The organism is Pseudomonas sp. Ost2 (genome assembly GCF_018326065.1).
GTDB classification, from domain to species: domain Bacteria; phylum Pseudomonadota; class Gammaproteobacteria; order Pseudomonadales; family Pseudomonadaceae; genus Aquipseudomonas; species Aquipseudomonas gingeri.
The window spans coordinates 799,345-815,000 of record NZ_AP021904.1 but is presented as its reverse complement, the minus strand read 5'-3'; the positions used below and the strand labels follow the sequence as shown (position 1 = coordinate 815,000).

Annotated in this window: 17 protein-coding genes (1 of these 17 running past the window's edge); 9 read left to right on the top strand and 8 right to left on the bottom strand. The window is 63.2% G+C overall.

Features of this window, described 5'->3' with window-relative positions:
* Nucleotides 1-677: the start of a CoA-acylating methylmalonate-semialdehyde dehydrogenase gene (locus tag KI243_RS03520; RefSeq protein ID WP_017125154.1), read on the bottom strand. Its footprint begins 817 nt before the window's first position; 677 of the gene's 1,494 nt are visible here — the first part of the coding sequence; the start codon lies at nt 675-677; the stop codon falls past the left edge of the window.
* 72 nt (nt 678-749) lie between these two features.
* Nucleotides 750-2,099, bottom strand: a complete 1,350-nt coding sequence (locus tag KI243_RS03515) for an aspartate aminotransferase family protein (RefSeq protein ID WP_017125153.1) — start codon at nt 2,097-2,099, stop codon at nt 750-752.
* Nucleotides 2,100-2,223: 124 nt separating this feature from the next.
* On the opposite strand from KI243_RS03515, the gene KI243_RS03510 reads away from it, so the two are divergent.
* The 3 genes from KI243_RS03510 (at nt 2,224) to KI243_RS03500 (ending at nt 4,637) form a co-directional block, all read left to right on the top strand.
* Nucleotides 2,224-3,144, top strand: coding sequence for a LysR family transcriptional regulator (locus tag KI243_RS03510; protein ID WP_017125152.1), 921 nt, complete (start codon nt 2,224-2,226; stop codon nt 3,142-3,144).
* A 237-nt stretch (nt 3,145-3,381) separates the two neighbouring features.
* Nucleotides 3,382-4,032, top strand: a complete 651-nt coding sequence (locus tag KI243_RS03505) for a TetR/AcrR family transcriptional regulator (RefSeq protein WP_017125151.1) — start codon at nt 3,382-3,384, stop codon at nt 4,030-4,032.
* A gap of 23 nt (nt 4,033-4,055) precedes the next feature.
* Entirely contained in the window at nt 4,056-4,637 is a 582-nt protein-coding gene (locus tag KI243_RS03500) for a YigZ family protein (RefSeq protein ID WP_177118982.1), read from the top strand.
* A 403-nt stretch (nt 4,638-5,040) separates the two neighbouring features.
* Here KI243_RS03500 and KI243_RS03495 read toward each other — a convergent pair whose 3' ends face one another.
* Nucleotides 5,041-5,469, bottom strand: coding sequence for a hypothetical protein (locus KI243_RS03495; RefSeq protein ID WP_042934937.1), 429 nt, complete (start codon nt 5,467-5,469; stop codon nt 5,041-5,043).
* 84 nt (nt 5,470-5,553) lie between these two features.
* Here KI243_RS03495 and KI243_RS03490 point away from each other — a divergent pair, with 84 nt between their 5' ends.
* On the top strand, nt 5,554-5,940 hold the full coding sequence (locus KI243_RS03490; protein ID WP_017125147.1) for a MerR family transcriptional regulator: 387 nt from the start codon (nt 5,554-5,556) through the stop codon (nt 5,938-5,940).
* On the top strand, nt 5,930-6,613 hold the full coding sequence (locus tag KI243_RS03485) for an SDR family oxidoreductase (RefSeq protein ID WP_017125146.1): 684 nt from the start codon (nt 5,930-5,932) through the stop codon (nt 6,611-6,613). Before KI243_RS03490 ends, KI243_RS03485 begins: the two co-directional genes overlap by 11 nt.
* Before the next feature lie 12 nt (nt 6,614-6,625).
* On the opposite strand, the gene KI243_RS03480 is transcribed toward KI243_RS03485, so the two are convergent.
* On the bottom strand, nt 6,626-7,714 hold the full coding sequence (locus KI243_RS03480) for a calcium:proton antiporter (protein WP_017125145.1): 1,089 nt from the start codon (nt 7,712-7,714) through the stop codon (nt 6,626-6,628).
* Between the two features lie 201 nt (nt 7,715-7,915).
* Here KI243_RS03480 and KI243_RS03475 point away from each other — a divergent pair, with 201 nt between their 5' ends.
* Complete coding sequence (locus KI243_RS03475) at nt 7,916-8,869, top strand: adenosine deaminase (protein ID WP_017125144.1); 954 nt, start codon at nt 7,916-7,918, stop codon at nt 8,867-8,869.
* A 123-nt stretch (nt 8,870-8,992) separates the two neighbouring features.
* Here KI243_RS03475 and KI243_RS03470 read toward each other — a convergent pair whose 3' ends face one another.
* From KI243_RS03470 to KI243_RS03460, 3 genes are all read right to left on the bottom strand, one after another.
* Nucleotides 8,993-10,372, bottom strand: coding sequence for an MFS transporter (locus KI243_RS03470; protein ID WP_017125143.1), 1,380 nt, complete (start codon nt 10,370-10,372; stop codon nt 8,993-8,995).
* A 133-nt stretch (nt 10,373-10,505) separates the two neighbouring features.
* Nucleotides 10,506-11,222, bottom strand: a complete 717-nt coding sequence (locus KI243_RS03465; protein WP_177083233.1) for a helix-turn-helix transcriptional regulator — start codon at nt 11,220-11,222, stop codon at nt 10,506-10,508.
* A 257-nt stretch (nt 11,223-11,479) separates the two neighbouring features.
* The gene (locus tag KI243_RS03460; RefSeq protein WP_017125141.1) at nt 11,480-12,409 is read right to left on the bottom strand and encodes a LysR family transcriptional regulator; all 930 of its coding nucleotides are present in this window, start codon (nt 12,407-12,409) and stop codon (nt 11,480-11,482) included.
* Nucleotides 12,410-12,526: 117 nt separating this feature from the next.
* On the opposite strand from KI243_RS03460, the gene KI243_RS03455 reads away from it, so the two are divergent.
* The 3 genes from KI243_RS03455 (at nt 12,527) to KI243_RS03445 (ending at nt 14,308) form a co-directional block, all read left to right on the top strand.
* Entirely contained in the window at nt 12,527-12,820 is a 294-nt protein-coding gene (locus KI243_RS03455) for a putative quinol monooxygenase (RefSeq protein WP_177083235.1), read from the top strand.
* Nucleotides 12,821-12,857: 37 nt separating this feature from the next.
* Nucleotides 12,858-13,871 (top strand): zinc-binding alcohol dehydrogenase family protein, encoded by a 1,014-nt coding sequence (locus KI243_RS03450; RefSeq protein WP_177119805.1) that lies wholly within the window; start codon nt 12,858-12,860, stop codon nt 13,869-13,871.
* Nucleotides 13,872-14,128: 257 nt separating this feature from the next.
* Nucleotides 14,129-14,308: a hypothetical protein gene (locus KI243_RS03445; protein ID WP_017125137.1), complete on the top strand. Its 180-nt coding sequence runs from the start codon at nt 14,129-14,131 to the stop codon at nt 14,306-14,308.
* Between the two features lie 10 nt (nt 14,309-14,318).
* Here the strand turns inward: KI243_RS03445 and KI243_RS03440 are convergent, their stop codons facing one another.
* A complete protein-coding gene (locus tag KI243_RS03440) occupies nt 14,319-15,506 on the bottom strand; it encodes a multidrug effflux MFS transporter (RefSeq protein WP_042934933.1) in 1,188 nt (395 codons plus the stop codon).
* Between the last annotated feature and the right edge of the window lie 150 nt (nt 15,507-15,656).

Here is a 15,656-nt window from a genome sequence, read left to right as displayed (position 1 = left end):
GTCGAACCGACAAAGCTCAGCGCCTTGACTTCCGGCGCCTCGATCAGCGCATCCACTGCCGTCTTGTCACCGTGCACCACGTTCAGCACGCCCTTGGGCAGGCCGGCCTCCTGCAGCAGTTGAGCGATCAGCAGGGTCGAGCTCGGATCACGCTCGGACGGCTTGAGGATAAAGCAGTTGCCGCAGACGATCGCCAGCGGATACATCCACAGCGGCACCATGGCCGGGAAGTTGAACGGGGTGATACCCGCCACCACGCCCAGCGGCTGGAAGTCCGACCAGGCATCGATATTCGGACCGACGTTACGGCTGTACTCGCCCTTCAGCACTTCCGGAGCGGCGCAGGCGTATTCGACGTTTTCAATTCCGCGCTTCAGTTCGCCGGCGGCATCTTCCAGGGTCTTGCCGTGTTCTTCGCTGATCAGCTGGGCGATACGCGCCTCGTTCTGCTCCAGCAGTTGCTTGAAGCGGAACATCACCTGGGCGCGTTTGGCCGGTGGTGTGTTGCGCCAGGCCGGGAATGCCGCCTTGGCCGAGTCGATGGCTTGCTGGATGGTCTCGCGATCCGCCAGCGGCACCTGATGGATGACCTCGCCGGTCGATGGGTTGTATACCGCGGCGGTGCGACCGGAATCGCTGACCAGCTGGCCGTCGATCAAATGTTGGATTGCGCTCATTACGGGCTCCTGGACAGGGTCGACGGGAGCGACGGTTCGCTCCCGCAAAAGCAGCTTTTCTATAGAGAAGGATCAGTCGAGCTTGTTCAGCACTTCACCGACCGCGTCGAACAGACGATCGAGGTCTTGCGGCTTGCTGTTGAAGGTCGGGCCGAACTGCAGGGTGTCGCCGCCGAAGCGCACGTAGAACCCGGCTTTCCACAGGGCCATGCCGGCCTCGAACGGACGCACGATGGCATCGCCGTCGCGACCGGCGATCTGGATCGCCCCGGCCAGGCCGTAGTTGCGGATATCGATCACGTTCTTGCTGCCCTTGAGGCCATGCAGGGCGTTCTCGAAATGCGGTGCGATTTCCGCCACGCTCTGCACCAGGTTCTCCTTCTGCAACAGATCGAGTGCCGCCAGGCCGGCCGCGCAGGCCACCGGGTGGGCCGAGTAGGTGTAGCCGTGGGGGAACTCCACCGCGTACTCGGGCGTCGGCTGGTTCATGAAGGTCTGGTAGATCTCGCTGCTGGCGATCACCGCGCCCATCGGGATGGCGCCGTTGGTGACCTGCTTGGCGATACACATCAGGTCCGGGGTCACACCGAAGCTGTCGGCACCGAACATCGAGCCGGTACGCCCGAAACCGGTGATCACTTCGTCGAACACCAGCAGGATATTGTGCTGGTCGCAGATTTCCCGCAGGCGCTTGAGGTAACCCTGTGGCGGTACCAGCACACCGGCGGAACCGGCCATCGGCTCGACGAACACCGCGGCGATATTCGACGCGTCATGCAGTTCGATCAGCTTGAGCAGTTCATCGGCCAGGGCGATACCGCCCTGCTCCGGCATGCCACGGGAGAAGGCATTGCTCGCCAGCAGGGTGTGCGGCAGGTGGTCGACATCCATCATCGCCTGACCGAACAGCTTGCGGTTGCCGTTCACGCCGCCGAGGCTGGTACCGGCGATGTTCACCCCGTGGTAACCACGGGCACGACCGATCATCTTGGTCTTGGTCGCCTGGCCTTTCAGGCGCCAGTAGGCGCGGACCATCTTCACCGCGGTGTCGGCACACTCGGAACCGGAATCGGTGAAGAACACGTGGTTCAGGTTGCCCGGCGTCAGCGCGGTGATTTTTTCCGCGAGCTGGAACGACAGCGGGTGGCCGTACTGGAAGCCCGGCGAGTAGTCGAGGGTGCCCAGTTGCTTGGCCACCGCTTCCTGGATTTCCTTGCGGGTGTGCCCGGCGCCGCAGGTCCATAGGCCCGACAGCGAGTCATAGACCTTGCGTCCCTTGTCATCGATCAGCCAGCTGCCTTCGGCCGCGACGATCAGGCGTGGGTCACGCTGGAAGTTGCGGTTGGCGGTGTACGGCATCCAGTGGGCATCGAGCTTGAGCTGGCTGGCCAGGGACGACGGAGCGTTTTCAGGCATGTTCATGAGCGAAACCTCGCAAGGCGTTAAGCGGCGTGGGCGTTAAAAGCGTTCTTGCGACTAAATTGCCACGGCGATAAAGTCGGTGAAATGCAACTTTTCTAACCTTCAGTTAATGGCAGACTAAACCATGAGCAGCCGTCGCCCCGATCCCCTGGCGCAAGTCAGCGACTTCGATATCCGTCTGTTGCGGATCTTTCGCAGCGTGGTGGAATGCGGGGGATTTTCCGCGGCGGAAACCGTGCTCGGCATCGGTCGTTCGGCCATCAGCCAGCAGATGAGCGACCTGGAACAACGCCTCGGCCTGCGCCTGTGCCAGCGCGGGCGCGCCGGTTTCTCGCTGACCGAGGAAGGACGCGAGGTCTACCAATCGGCCCTGCAACTGTTGAGTGCGCTGGAGAGCTTCCGTACCGAGGTCAACGGCCTGCACCGGCACCTGCGTGGCGAACTGATCATCGGCCTGACCGACAACCTGGTCACCCTGCCCCACATGCGCATCACCCATGCCCTGGCCCAGCTAAAGGAGCGCGGGCCGGACGTGCAGATCCAGATCCGCATGATCGCCCCCAACGAGGTGGAACAGGGCGTGCTCGACGGTCGCCTGCATGTCGGCGTGGTCCCCCAGGCCAGCGCCCTCTCGGGGCTGGAATACCAGCCCTTGTACAGCGAGCGCTCGCTGCTCTACTGCGCGGTGGGGCATCCGCTGTTTTATGTCGATGACCGACAGCTGGAGGATGAACGCCTCAACCACCAGGACGCGATTGCCCCGACCTTCCGCCTGCCGGCCGATATCCAGGCCCACTACCAGGCGCTCAACTGCACCGCCAGCGCGTCGGACCGCGAGGGCATGGCCTTCCTGATCCTGACCGGCCGCTATATCGGCTACCTGCCGGATCACTACGCCAGTCTCTGGGTACAACAGGGCCGGCTACGTGCGCTGAAGGCCAGCAGCCGTTTCTATGACCTCAGCCTGGCCTCGGTCACGCGCAAGGGCCGGCGTCCCCACCTGGTGCTGGAAAGCTTCCTGGAGAACCTGGCGGCGACGCGCTGAACAGACGTTTGCCAGGCCTGTGGGAGCGGGCTTGTTCCGGGCGGCACCGCGACGAAGAATCCCTTGAGACCACAAAAGGCTCCGCCCCACGGGGTTTGGCGTCTGACGCAAATCACGCCCTCGAAAGCGACAGGATGGAACCCCATCGAAGCTTTATATGGCAGTAAGGCTTGTCTGATTCCTGTGGGTAAGTTATCTGTGCACAGGTTGCACCCACAGATCAGTCCGGAACTGCCTATGACCGTTGAAGTCCCTGCCCACGTCGGAAAACCCGCCAGCCGCATTCGCCAGAAAAACGAAGAGGCGATCATCAAGGCCGCCGAAGACGAATTCGCCCGTCATGGTTTCAAGGGCACCAGCATGAACACCATCGCGCAGAATGCCGGGCTGCCCAAGGCCAACCTGCATTATTACTTCACCAACAAGTTGGGGTTGTATGTCGCGGTGCTGAGCAACATCCTCGAATTGTGGGACAGCACCTTCAACCACCTGACGGCCGAGGACGATCCGGCGCAGGCCCTGACGCGCTACATCCGCGCCAAGATGGAATTCTCCCGCCGCCAGCCACAGGCTTCGCGAATCTTCGCCATGGAGATCATCAGCGGCGGCGAATGCCTGAGCGAATATTTCAGCCAGGACTATCGCGCCTGGTTCCAGGGCCGGGCCGATGTGTTCCAGGCCTGGATCGACGCCGGCAAGATGGACCCGGTGGACCCGGTGCACCTGATCTTCCTGCTCTGGGGCAGCACCCAGCATTATGCCGACTTCGCCACCCAGATCTGCCGCGTCACCGGCCGCACGCGCCTGACCAAGCAGGATATGGAAGAAGCCGGCAACAACCTGATCCGTATCATTCTCAAGGGCTGTGGCCTGACGCCGCCGCTCTGACCCTCACTCAAAGCCGATCCCGTATGCCCTTTACCCTTGCCGGCCCTTGCGAATATCGCGAAGAAATTCGCAAAAGCCGCTTTATCACCCTCGCCGCCCCGATCACCAGCGTCGCCGAGGCCCAGGCCTTTATCGAGCAGCACAGCGACCTGGATGCCACCCACAATTGCTGGGCCTGGAAACTCGCCGATCAATACCGCAGCAGCGATGACGGCGAGCCAGGCGGCACGGCGGGACGGCCGATCCTCGCCGCCATCGAGGCCCAGGACTACGACCAGGTGGCGGTGCTGGTGATCCGCTGGTACGGCGGCATCCAGCTGGGCACCGGCGGACTGGCCCGTGCTTATGGCGGCGGCGCCAACAAGTGCCTGCAGAATGCCGAACGCATCGAGCTGATCAGCCGGGTGCCGCTCAGTTGTGCCTGTGGCTTCAGTGAACTGGCGCTGGTCAAGCTGCGGGTCGCCGAAGCCGGCGGCCTGGTGGTCGAGGAGCAATTCACCGCCAACGGCGTGGAGCTGCAACTGGCCCTTGGCGAACGTCATATCGACACCCTGCAACGCCAGCTGGCCGACCTCAGTCGCGGACGCATCCTCCTGCAACGATAAACCGCCGCCGAGTTGTCCACAGCCGCGGGATGGCGGCGACCGGCAACGTGGGCTTTTGCCCACAATGACTGTGCACCCGACTGTGGATAACCTGAGCACATCCGCCTGTAACCCTTCTGCAACGTGGCTTTGCGGGCACTGATCAATTTTCGTCCAATTATTCTCCGCAACCACCGAAACTTTCTGAAAACAACGGCTTAGCCGGGTTTATCGCGTTTGGGAAATAGCTGCCCGGCGCTTATGCCCAAGTTTTGTGCTTGCACACAAATACTGTGGAGCAACCTGTGGATAACCAGTGCAAGGGTGTCCCGGTTGCCGGTCTGGTCGAGCTTGTGAACGATTGGTTGTTTTTTGATCAAGGAAACGCTGCGCATCGAAGCCCCTGGGTGAGCGTCGCAGCGATTCAATGCCTTGCGTCGAGCCGTACGGATGACACCCCTTCCTTTAGCGGCAACAGTTGCGCGATCCCCCAGGCAATTTCGAAGAACAGGAACACCGCGATGATCGCGCTCGCCCCCTGGCTCAGGGCATAGGCCTGCCAGGTCGCGAACAGCAGCCGGCCCACGGCGTCGTAACGACCGAAGAGCGGTTGCGGATCACGGATGCGCAGTACCGCCCAGACACAGACGATCGAGCCCAGCAGATTGGCCATCAACATATGCACAGGCTCGAAGGGCGGCAGCTCCCCCGGCAGGCCCAATGCCTGGCTAACCCCCCGCAGCACGGCGTGCAACGCGAGAAAACTCCAGGGGGTGACAAACGCGGCGGTGACGATCAGGTCGTACCAGGCGCTGGCCCGGACCAATCGACGATAGTGTGTTGTGCTCCACATGCTGCAACTCCGGATTCGGACAAGGAGCACAAAGTCTGAAGCCTGGAGTATGCTCCAGGGTCAAGCCCTCGGAGAGCCCGTCCCATGCGCATCGGTGAATTGGCCCAGGCCAGTGCTGTCAGCCGCGATACCCTGCGCTTCTACGAACAGCGCGGACTGATCGTCGCCCGGCGCAGCGCCAACGGATATCGCGACTACGCTCCCGAGATGCTGCAACTGGTGCTGTATATCAAGACCGCCCAGCGCCTGGGCTTCAGCCTCGGCGAGATCGGCAACAGCGTCGCCGCCCTGTGGAACGCGCCCGACCCGGACAACGCGGTCACGCAACTGCTGCAGGACAAACTGAACCTGATCGAGGCGCGCATCGCCGAACTCGGCGAGTTGCGCAAGGAATTGCAGCATCGCCTGCAACAGAGTTGTCCTCTGAGAACCCAGTCTTCACTTCACAAGGAATCCGCTCATGAGCGATAAGAACGCATTGATCATCGGTGCCTCCCGGGGCCTCGGCCTGGGCCTGGTGCAACAACTGCTGGCCGACGGCTGGAATGTCACCGCCACCGTGCGCGATGTGCAAAAGGCCGATGCACTGAAAGCTGTCGGCAACGTGCAGATCGAAACCCTGGATATGGACGACCAGTCGGCGGTTGCCGCCCTCGCCCGGCGCCTGGATGGCCAGGTCTTCGACCTGCTGTTCGTCAATGCCGGCGTCAAGGGCCCGGCTGACCAGAAACCGGGCAATGCCTCGCTGGCGGAAATCGGCCAGCTGTTCATGACCAACGCCATCGCCCCCGTGGCCCTGGCCCAGCGTTTTGTCGGTCAGATCCGTCCGGGTTACGGGGTGATCGCCTTCATGAGTTCGGGCCTGGGCAGCGTGACCGTGCCGGATGCGCCGGAGCTGGCGTTCTACAAGGCGAGCAAGGCAGCGCTGAACTCCATGACCAACAGTTTCCTGAGCGAAATCGAGGCCCCGGCCTTTACCGTGCTGTCGATGCATCCGGGCTGGGTGAAAACCGACATGGGCGGTGAAGGCGCCGACATCGATGTCGCCACCAGCACCCGTGGCCTGGTCGATCAGGTGAACGCCTTTGCCGGCAAGGGTGGGCATCACTTCATCAACTACAAGGGCGAGACCATTCCCTGGTAAGCGGCGCGGGGCCTAGAGCCCCAGCAGCGAGAGCATGATAAAGGTGGCGAACAGCACGAAGTGGGTCATGCCCTCGATGGCGTTGGTTTCACCGTCGTTGAGGTTGATCGCACTGACAATCAGGGTGATCAGCACCATCACGGTCTGCACCGGTGTCATCGCCATCTGGAACGGCTGGCCGGTGTAGAGCGCCATGGCCTCCATCACCGGCACGGTCAGGATCACCGTCGACAACGACGCCCCCAGCGCCACGTTGACCACCGACTGCATGCGATTGGCCAGGGCCGCGCGCAGGGCCGTGAGGATTTCCGGTGCGGCGGAAATCGCCGCCACCAGGATCGCCGTGACCACCGGGGGGGCGCCGGTGTGCTCCAGGCCTAGGTCGAGGGTCTTGGACATCACCTCGGCCAGCGCGCCGATCACCACGATACCAAACACCAGGGTGGCGATGGATTGCCCCAGGTTGACCGGCGGCGTCTCCACCTGGCTGGGATTCTTGCGCTTCTTTTCCGGGTAGCTGTAGCTGAAGAAATAGCTGTGGGGACCGACCTGCATGCGCAGGAACAAGGTGTACAGCAACACCATCGCGCCGATGGTGAAGGCCGAGTAGAGCTTCCAGTCTGCCTCGGGAATGAATTCCGGCACCACCATGGACACGCCCATCGCGGTGAGGATCATCACACTGTAGCTGCGGGCCGAATCATCGTTGTAGGACTGCTCGCCATGCTTGATCCCGCCCATCAGCGCCGCCAGGCCGAGGATGCCGTTGATATCGAGCATCACCGCCGAATAGATGGTGTCGCGCACCAGGGTCGGCGAAGCCTCGTTACTCATCATGATCGCCAGGATCACCACTTCCACCAGCACCGCCGACAAGGTCAGGATCATCGTGCCGTAGGGATCGCCGACCTTCTCTGCCAGCAACTCGGCATGGTGGGCGACACGCATCGAGGCGCAGACGATCGCCCCGATCAACACCAGCCCGGCGACCAGCGCGACACCCTGCCCGCTGTGCAACAGCCAGTGTTCGAGCGGGAAGGCGACCGCCGCCATGACCACGGCCAGCAACAGGAATCTTTCTTCTCGCAACAGAGTGAGCATCGCACGACCTCAAGGGTGATGGCTTACAGACTGCGGCGAGCCGCCAACGTTTCGTTACACCTTAGCGCAGCGTTGGTCGGGGTCGGGAGGCATCGTCCCGGCAGGAAGTGTGGGGGCTTTGAACCGTCCGGTCAGGTTTTAGCCAATACTTCGGCCGTCATCTGTAGAATGCCGTCCATCTGCACCTGATGAGAAAAACCTATGTACGACTGGCTCAACGCCCTGCCCAAGGCCGAATTGCACCTGCACCTGGAAGGCTCGCTGGAGCCGGAGTTGCTGTTCGCCCTCGCCGAGCGCAACAAGATCGCCCTGCCCTGGAACGACGTCGATACCCTGCGCCAGGCCTACGCCTTCAACAACCTGCAGGAATTCCTCGACCTGTACTACCAGGGCGCCGATGTGCTGCGCACGTCCCAGGACTTCTATGACCTGACCTGGGCCTACCTGCTGCGCTGCAAGGCGCAGAACGTGATCCACACCGAACCCTTCTTCGATCCGCAGACCCATACCGACCGCGGCATCCCTTTCGAAGTGGTGCTCAACGGCATCGCCGCGGCCCTGAAGGACGGCGAGCAGCAACTGGGTGTCAGCAGCGGCCTGATCCTCAGCTTCCTGCGTCACCTGAGCGAAGACGAAGCACAGAAAACCCTCGACCAGGCGCTGCCGTTTCGCGATGCGTTTGTCGCGGTCGGGCTGGACAGCTCGGAGATGGGCCACCCGCCGAGCAAGTTCCAGCGGGTCTTCGACCGGGCGCGCCACGAAGGTTTCCTGACCGTCGCCCACGCCGGCGAGGAAGGTCCGCCGGAATACATCTGGGAAGCCCTCGACCTGCTGAAGATCCAGCGGATCGACCACGGCGTGCGGGCCATCGAAGATGAACGGCTGATGCAGCGGATCATCGACGAGCAGATTCCGCTGACCGTCTGCCCGCTGTCGAACACCAAGCTCTGCGTGTTCGACCACATGTCCCAACACAACATCCTCGAGATGCTCGAACGTGGAGTGAAGGTGACGGTGAACTCGGATGACCCGGCGTACTTCGGCGGTTATGTCACAGAGAACTTCCATGCGCTGCACACCCACCTGGGCATGACCCAGGACCAGGCCCGACGCCTGGCGCAGAACAGCCTGGATGCGCGCCTGGTCAAGCCCTAGCCCTGCGGCCGGTGGAGAGCCCTGCGGCCTGTGGGAGCGGTGCTTGCCCGCGAAGCTTTTGGCGGCCCCAAGGGCCTCTTCGCCGGCAAGCTCCGTTCCTGCCAATAAGGCCTGGCCCTGAGATCAGCCCGGCACCCCTTCGCTCAACTCCTCCAGCGTCTTGCCCCGGGTCTCCATGCCGAAGCGCCAGACCACCGCTGCCGCGATCGCAAAGCACAGGGCGCCGAGGGCAAACACCCCGCCCTGCCCGGTCACCGGGAACACCAGCCCCGTCACCAGCGGCCCGAGCAACGAGCCGACCCGGCCGATGGCCGAGGCGAACCCCGAGCCCGTGGCCCGCGCCGAAGTCGGATAGAGCTCCGGGGTATAGGTGTAGAGCACGGCCCACATGCCAAACAGAAAGAACTGCATCAGCAAGCCCGAAACGATCAGCAGGCTCACGTTCCCGCCGAAGACCGCACTCTGGCCGTAGAGGAACGCCATCACCCCGCCGCCGAGCAGAGTGACGATGCACACCGGCTTGCGTCCCCATAGCTCGACCAGCCAGGCCGCCACCAGGAACCCCGGGATACCGCCGAGGGAAATCAGCACCGTGTAGTACACCGACTGGGTCACTGCGAATCCCGACTGCTGCAGCAAGGCGCTCAGCCAGGACGTGAGGCCGTAGAAACCCAGCAAGGCAAAGAACCAGACGCTCCAGATCATCATCGTGCGCTGGCGGTACAGCGGCGACCACAACTGGCGGAAGGCCGAGAAAAAGCTCGGCGGACGGTCCACGCTGCGTGGCAGGCGTACCGGCATCGGCAGGGCGGCGCGCTTGAGCGAGGCGCGGACCCGATCCTCGATGCCGCACAGCACCTTGTCCGCCGCGCCATGATGGCCGGCCTGCTCCAGCCAGCGCGGCGACTCGGGAATGAAAAAGCGGATCGCCAGGACAAACACCGCCGGGATCGCCAGGACCAGGAAGATATCGCGCCAACCCACCAGCGGCAGCAGGAAGTACGACAGCACCCCGGCGGCGACAAAACCCAGCGGCCAGAAACCATCCATCAGGGCGATATAGCGTCCGCGGCGCTTGGCCGGGATCAGTTCCGAGAGCATCGACTGGGCAATCGGAAACTCCATGCCCATGCCGATCCCCAGGAGAATGCGGAACAGCGTGAGCATCTCCACCGTCTGCGCCGTGGAGCACAGGTAACTGGCCAGCCCCCACAGTACGATGCTCCACTGGAACACCGGCTTGCGGCCGAAACGGTCGGCGAGCATGCCCGAGAGCGAGGCGCCCAGCACCATGCCGAAAAAGCTCGAACTGGCCAGCAGGCCGGCCTGGGCACTGCTGAGGGCGAACTCGGCTTTGATCGAGCCGAGCAGGAAGGTCATCATGGCCAGATCCATGGAGTCGAAGAAAAAGGCCAGGGCAATGATGATGAAGATCAACCGGTGATAGCCGCTGATGGGCAGCCGCTCCAGACGTTCTGCCGCGCTGTAGCCTTGAGTTTCCATGGGATATCCCTCGATTCGAATGCTCGATCGAGTGTGCGGTATCACCGGATGGGGCTATTGCTCGGTGCGACCTGTTCGCATCCCTGAGCGACGCCTGCGGCGTCCCTGTCGCAGGCAACCGCGGCGGGTGGGGTCAACCGGCCAGTTCGAGCTCGACCATGGCGGCGAACTTGTCGATCTGCCGCTCTCCGAGGGGGGAGAGGCGCAAGGCCCTGGACTCATCCATCGGCGCCAGCCAGCCCGACTGCAGGAACAGCTGCAACAGCCCCGCCCCGAGGACACCGCCCAGGTGCGGACGGCGCTCGCGCACATCATGGCAGACACAGACCATCTCGCGGCTGCCGTGGGCCAGCGCCTGGATATACAGCCCGCGCTCGGCAAAACGCTGGGCGCCGGCACTGGTCACGCGGACCCGCTGCTCGTGCTGTTCGATCCAGCCGGCCAGCAACAGACGTTGATACAGCTCGCAGGCCAGCTCCCCGCCCAGGTGATCGTGGCACAGCCGGGCACGCTTGAGCGCCGCGGCATCCGGGGCCTGCAGCTTGATCGAGTGTTGTACCGCCAGCGGTGCGCTGGCCAGGGAGGCACTTGCCAGGGCCTCCACGGCCGTGGCGATCTCCGGCGCCGCCAGGCGGAAGAAGCGTTTGCGGCCACGGGCCTCGAGCCGCAACAGCCCGCCACCGCTCAAGCGGGCCAGGTGGGCACTGGCCGATGAAAGGGACAAGCCGGCCAGCAAGGCCAGTTCATCGGCAGACCGTGCGCTGCCATCGAGCAACGCCCACATCATCGCGCTGCGCTTGGGGTCTGCAAGCAACGCGGCTATCTGACTGATGCAAGGTGCATATTCCATGTCTTCACTCCCTGTTGAAACATTGATCGACCGCACGAAGCCATACTGAGAAATCCCGGCACTCCAGCCAAGACGCAAAAGTGCCAAAATCCGGGAAATTTTCTCATTTCGGCAAGTAACTCCGGCGAACGTAACAAAATGCGTTTCAGCCGGAAAAACATTGGATCCAATGATTCAAGCCTAAACCACAATGGAACCGGTGCCGACTTTTATTCCTGCACCGGTTGTAACAAGTCACGCACCGGGCAGCCACGCCATCATCCGCCGCCAGCATGACGCGCCGGGGCCCGCCGCGACAGCTCGGCGCAACGCCGACTGAGCATTTCGCGCAACAGGTTCACCGGCTTACTCAACTGAGCGCGATGAGCGCACAGCAGATTCAGCGGTGCCCGTTCGCAGGACAGCTCCGGGAGCAACACCTTCAGCCGCCCGGCCAGCACATCGGTGCCGACATCGAGCCAGGACTTGTAGGCAATCCCCGCTCCGGCCAATGCCCACAGGCGCACCACATCGGCGTCATCGCTGAAGCGATCACCGCTGACCGTGAGGCTGATATCGCGCTTGCCATCGTGAAAGCTCCACTGGTCATGGACCCGGCTGCCGAGCATGAACAGCAGGCAGTTGTGCTGGGCCAGTTGCTCCAGGGTGGCGGGTTCGCCATGGCGCGCCAGGTAATCGGGCGCGGCGCACAACACGCGGCGGTTATCCGGGGCGATCGGCAGCGCCACCAAGCTCGAGTCCTCCGGTTCGCCATAACGCAGGGCGATGTCCACCGGCTGGCGGAACAGGTCGGCGATCCGATCGCCCAGCAGCAGGCGCACCGTCAGCTTCGGATGTTCGCGCTGGAACTCGTCGAGCCAGGGCAGCAACAGATTGCGCCCGAAGTCCGAAGGCGCCGACAGTTGCAGGACCCCGCTGACCTGGTCCTGAGCGCTGGTCAGCAACCGGCGCCCCTCGTCCAGGTTGCTCAGGGCGGCCCGGGCATATTCGAGGAAACCCTCGCCTTCGGCAGTCAGGCGCAGGCTGCGTGTCGAGCGGGCGAGCAGGCGCGCGCCCAGTTGCTGCTCGATGCGCTTGAGCGAGGCACTGGCCACCGCCGGCGACAAGTCCATGATCCGCGCCGCCGCCGACAGGCTACCCAGGTCGGCGGCACGCACAAACAACTGCAAATCGTCGAAACGCAGCACCAAAGCCTCCTGATTATCAAAAAAATATTGAAAGAGACTGCTGTTTTAGCCGGTTTTATCCTCAAGGGAAATGACTAATGATGCTGCCACACATCGCTGCAACATGAGGCGTCACCCATGTCCCAGACACTGACCACCCTTGCCATCCTGGTTGCCAAACCTGACCGGCGCCCCGCGCTTGAACAACTCTTGCGAGCACTGCAAGTGCCAACCCGTGCCGAACCCGGTTGCCGCCAATACGATCTGCATGACGACCTCGAGCATGCCGACACCCTCTACATGCTGGAGCAGTGGACCGATGAAGCCGCGCTGGCGAGCCATTTCGCCGCGCCCCACTTCGAGGATTTCCGCCAACAGTCAGAAGGCCTGATCGAGCAGTTCGAGCTCAAACGCCTGCGGTTTCTCTCCTGACACCCCCTTGTTTGCCCATCTCCCTGGAGCCTCCCCCATGAAAGCCATTGCCTTCTATTCTTCCTTGCCCAGCAACGATCCACTGTCGTTGCAAGATATCGAACTGCCAGTGCCGGTCCCCGGCCCCCGCGACCTGCTGGTCGAGGTCAAGGCCATCTCGGTCAACCCGGTGGATACCAAGGTCCGCCAGTACATGCCACCGGAAAACGGCGAGGCCAAGGTCCTCGGCTGGGACGTGGCCGGCGTGGTCAAGGCGGTCGGCAGCGACGCCAGTCTGTTCAAGGTCGGTGACAAGGTGTTCTACGCCGGCTCCCTGACCCGTCCCGGCGCCAACAGTGAACTGCATGTGGTGGATGAGCGCATCGTCGGTCATATGCCCGAGAGCCTCGGTTTCGCCGAAGCGGCCGCGTTGCCGCTGACCGCGATCACCGCCTGGGAATTGCTGTTCGAGCGCCTGCAAGTGCGCGAAGACAAGGCCGATCAGGGCCAGAGCCTGCTGATCGTCGGCGCGGCCGGTGGCGTGGGTTCGATCCTGACGCAACTGGCCAGCCAGCTGACCGGGTTGAAAGTCATCGGCACCGCCTCGCGTGCCGAAACCCGGGACTGGGTGCGGGCCCTGGGCGCCGACCTGGTGATCGACCACAGCAAGCCCCTCAGCGATGAACTCAAGGCGCAAGGTCAGCCGCATGTCACTCACGTCGCCAGCCTGACCCAGACCGACACGCACCTGGATCAACTGGTCGAGGCCCTCAAGCCGCAGGGCAAGCTGGGCCTGATCGACGATCCGAAAGGCCTGGACGTCAGCAAGCTCAAGCGCAAGAGCCTGTCGTTGCACTGGGAGTTCATGTACACCCGCTCGATGTTCGAGACCGAAGACATGATCGAGCAACACAACCTGCTCAACCGGGTGGCTGAACTGATCGATGCCGGCGTGCTGAAGACCACGGTCGGCGAGCACTTCGGCCAGATCAACGCCGCCAACCTGCGCCGTGCCCATGCCCTGCTGGAAAGCGGCAAGGCCAAGGGCAAGATCGTGCTGGAAGGCTTCTGAGTCACAGGAGAGGGCTTGCTGGAACCGAGCATTGTGGGAGCGGGCTTGCCTGGAAGGGGTCCCCAAAACCACCAAAAGCTTCGGGGGCAAGCCCCCTCCCACCCTTGGTCAGGGCGCACAGCCCTGCCGTTCCCGCAGGTCATTCAAGACCTACAAGACAAGCGGAAATACCGTCAGTCAGATCCTTGATCCCTGTCATCCCAGCGAACGTATTCAGGTTTACACTGGCCGCCTTTGCCAACCAAAGGAAGTCAGCCATGAAGATCCTTGTAAAAGAGTTAGCAAAACCCCACGGCAGCCAATGGCAGGTCCGGCTCGATCAGCATGCGGTCACCTTCCGCAGCGAAACCGAAGCCCGCGCCTTTGTCAGCACGCTGCAAGCACGCCTGCACGCCCCTCATTCCTTTCCAGAACAGCAACGGCAAGCCGTCGGCTGATCCGCGTCATCTAGCTCTGGGCGACTCGGGCGTTCTCGAGACGACGAGTCCCCATGGCAACCATCACCGCCAGCACCCCGCACAGGCCGATCACCAGCGCCATCGGCGTGGCGCTGCCGTCATGCAACAGCCCGACCAGCGACGCCGCGCCCGCCGCGACGCTGAACTGCAGGCAACCGAACATCGCCGAAGCGCTGCCGGCCCGTGCCCCCTGGCCACGCATGGCGCAGGCCGCCGCATTGGGAATGATGCAACCCAGGCTGGAAATGCAGATGAACAGCGGGATCAGCAGCGGCCAGAGCTGCGCGGTATGCAGGGTGCTGATGCCCAGCAGCGTGAGTCCCGCCGCCAGATAGACCCACACCGCACGCGCCAGCAGAAAGGCCGGCCCGCGCTTGCCGAGCAGGCGCGCGTTGATTTGCGCCACCAGGATGAATCCCGCCGCGTTGCTGCCGAACAGCCAGCCATAGTGCTCGGCGGGAACCCCGTACAATTTGATGAAGACGAAGGGCGAACCGGCAATGTAGGCGAACATCCCGGCGATGGCGATCCCGCCGGTCAGGGCATGGCCGAAGAACACCCGGTCCGACAGCAGGCTGGCGTATTGGCGCAACGCCCCCGACAGCGGCTGCCGCGGTTGAGTGGCCGGCAGGCTTTCCGGCAGGCCCAGGGCCACGGCGACGGCGGACAACGCGCTGAACAGGGTCAGCACGATAAAGATCGACTGCCAGCCATAGAGATTGACCAGCACGCCGCCGAGCATCGGTGCCAGGATCGGCGCCAGGCCGGTCACCAGCATCAGTTGCGAAAAGACCTTGGCCGAACCGATGGCGTCACACTTGTCGCTGACCACCGCCCGGGAAATCACCGCCCCCGCGCAACCGCCGAGCGCCTGCAGGAAACGCGCGGCGATCAGCCATTCCAGGTTCGGGGCGAAAGCGCAGGCCAGGGACGCCAGGGTGAACAGGAACACCCCGACCAGCAACGGCCCCCGCCGACCAAAGCGATCCGCCAATGGCCCGTAGACCAGTTGCCCGATGGACAGTCCGAGGAAATACACCGCCAGCGTCAGCTGGATATGCTTTTCATCGGTGCCGAAGGCGATGGCCATCGACGGGAAACCCGGCAGGTAGAAGTCGATGGCCAGGGGCGCGAAAGCGCTCAGGGCCCCGAGGATGAGGATCAATCGTAGGTTCATCGGGCATCCGGTAGCAGTGCGTGCAGCCGCCTAGTCTAACTGCGCGGGGATGCCTTGAACATTCCGATAGGTCGCTAACTAAATAAATGACCGGGAAATTCCCGGGATTGCCAGGCCGCTCCGGGCACGGCCTGGTACTGTCCCACGCAG

Bases quoted from the DNA above. Each gene is read 5' to 3' on its own strand.
- KI243_RS03515 (WP_017125153.1), bottom strand. From the start codon at position 2,099: ATGAACATGCCTGAAAACGCTCCGTCGTCCCTGGCCAGCCAGCTCAAG.
- KI243_RS03510 (WP_017125152.1), top strand. From the start codon at position 2,224: ATGAGCAGCCGTCGCCCCGATCCCCTGGCGCAAGTCAGCGACTTCGAT.
- KI243_RS03505 (WP_017125151.1), top strand. From the start codon at position 3,382: ATGACCGTTGAAGTCCCTGCCCACGTCGGAAAACCCGCCAGCCGCATT.
- KI243_RS03500 (WP_177118982.1), top strand. From the start codon at position 4,056: ATGCCCTTTACCCTTGCCGGCCCTTGCGAATATCGCGAAGAAATTCGC.
- KI243_RS03495 (WP_042934937.1), bottom strand. From the start codon at position 5,469: ATGTGGAGCACAACACACTATCGTCGATTGGTCCGGGCCAGCGCCTGG.
- KI243_RS03490 (WP_017125147.1), top strand. From the start codon at position 5,554: ATGCGCATCGGTGAATTGGCCCAGGCCAGTGCTGTCAGCCGCGATACC.
- KI243_RS03485 (WP_017125146.1), top strand. From the start codon at position 5,930: ATGAGCGATAAGAACGCATTGATCATCGGTGCCTCCCGGGGCCTCGGC.
- KI243_RS03480 (WP_017125145.1), bottom strand. From the start codon at position 7,714: ATGCTCACTCTGTTGCGAGAAGAAAGATTCCTGTTGCTGGCCGTGGTC.
- KI243_RS03475 (WP_017125144.1), top strand. From the start codon at position 7,916: ATGTACGACTGGCTCAACGCCCTGCCCAAGGCCGAATTGCACCTGCAC.
- KI243_RS03470 (WP_017125143.1), bottom strand. From the start codon at position 10,372: ATGGAAACTCAAGGCTACAGCGCGGCAGAACGTCTGGAGCGGCTGCCC.
- KI243_RS03465 (WP_177083233.1), bottom strand. From the start codon at position 11,222: ATGGAATATGCACCTTGCATCAGTCAGATAGCCGCGTTGCTTGCAGAC.
- KI243_RS03455 (WP_177083235.1), top strand. From the start codon at position 12,527: ATGTCCCAGACACTGACCACCCTTGCCATCCTGGTTGCCAAACCTGAC.
- KI243_RS03450 (WP_177119805.1), top strand. From the start codon at position 12,858: ATGAAAGCCATTGCCTTCTATTCTTCCTTGCCCAGCAACGATCCACTG.
- KI243_RS03445 (WP_017125137.1), top strand. From the start codon at position 14,129: ATGAAGATCCTTGTAAAAGAGTTAGCAAAACCCCACGGCAGCCAATGG.
- KI243_RS03440 (WP_042934933.1), bottom strand. From the start codon at position 15,506: ATGAACCTACGATTGATCCTCATCCTCGGGGCCCTGAGCGCTTTCGCG.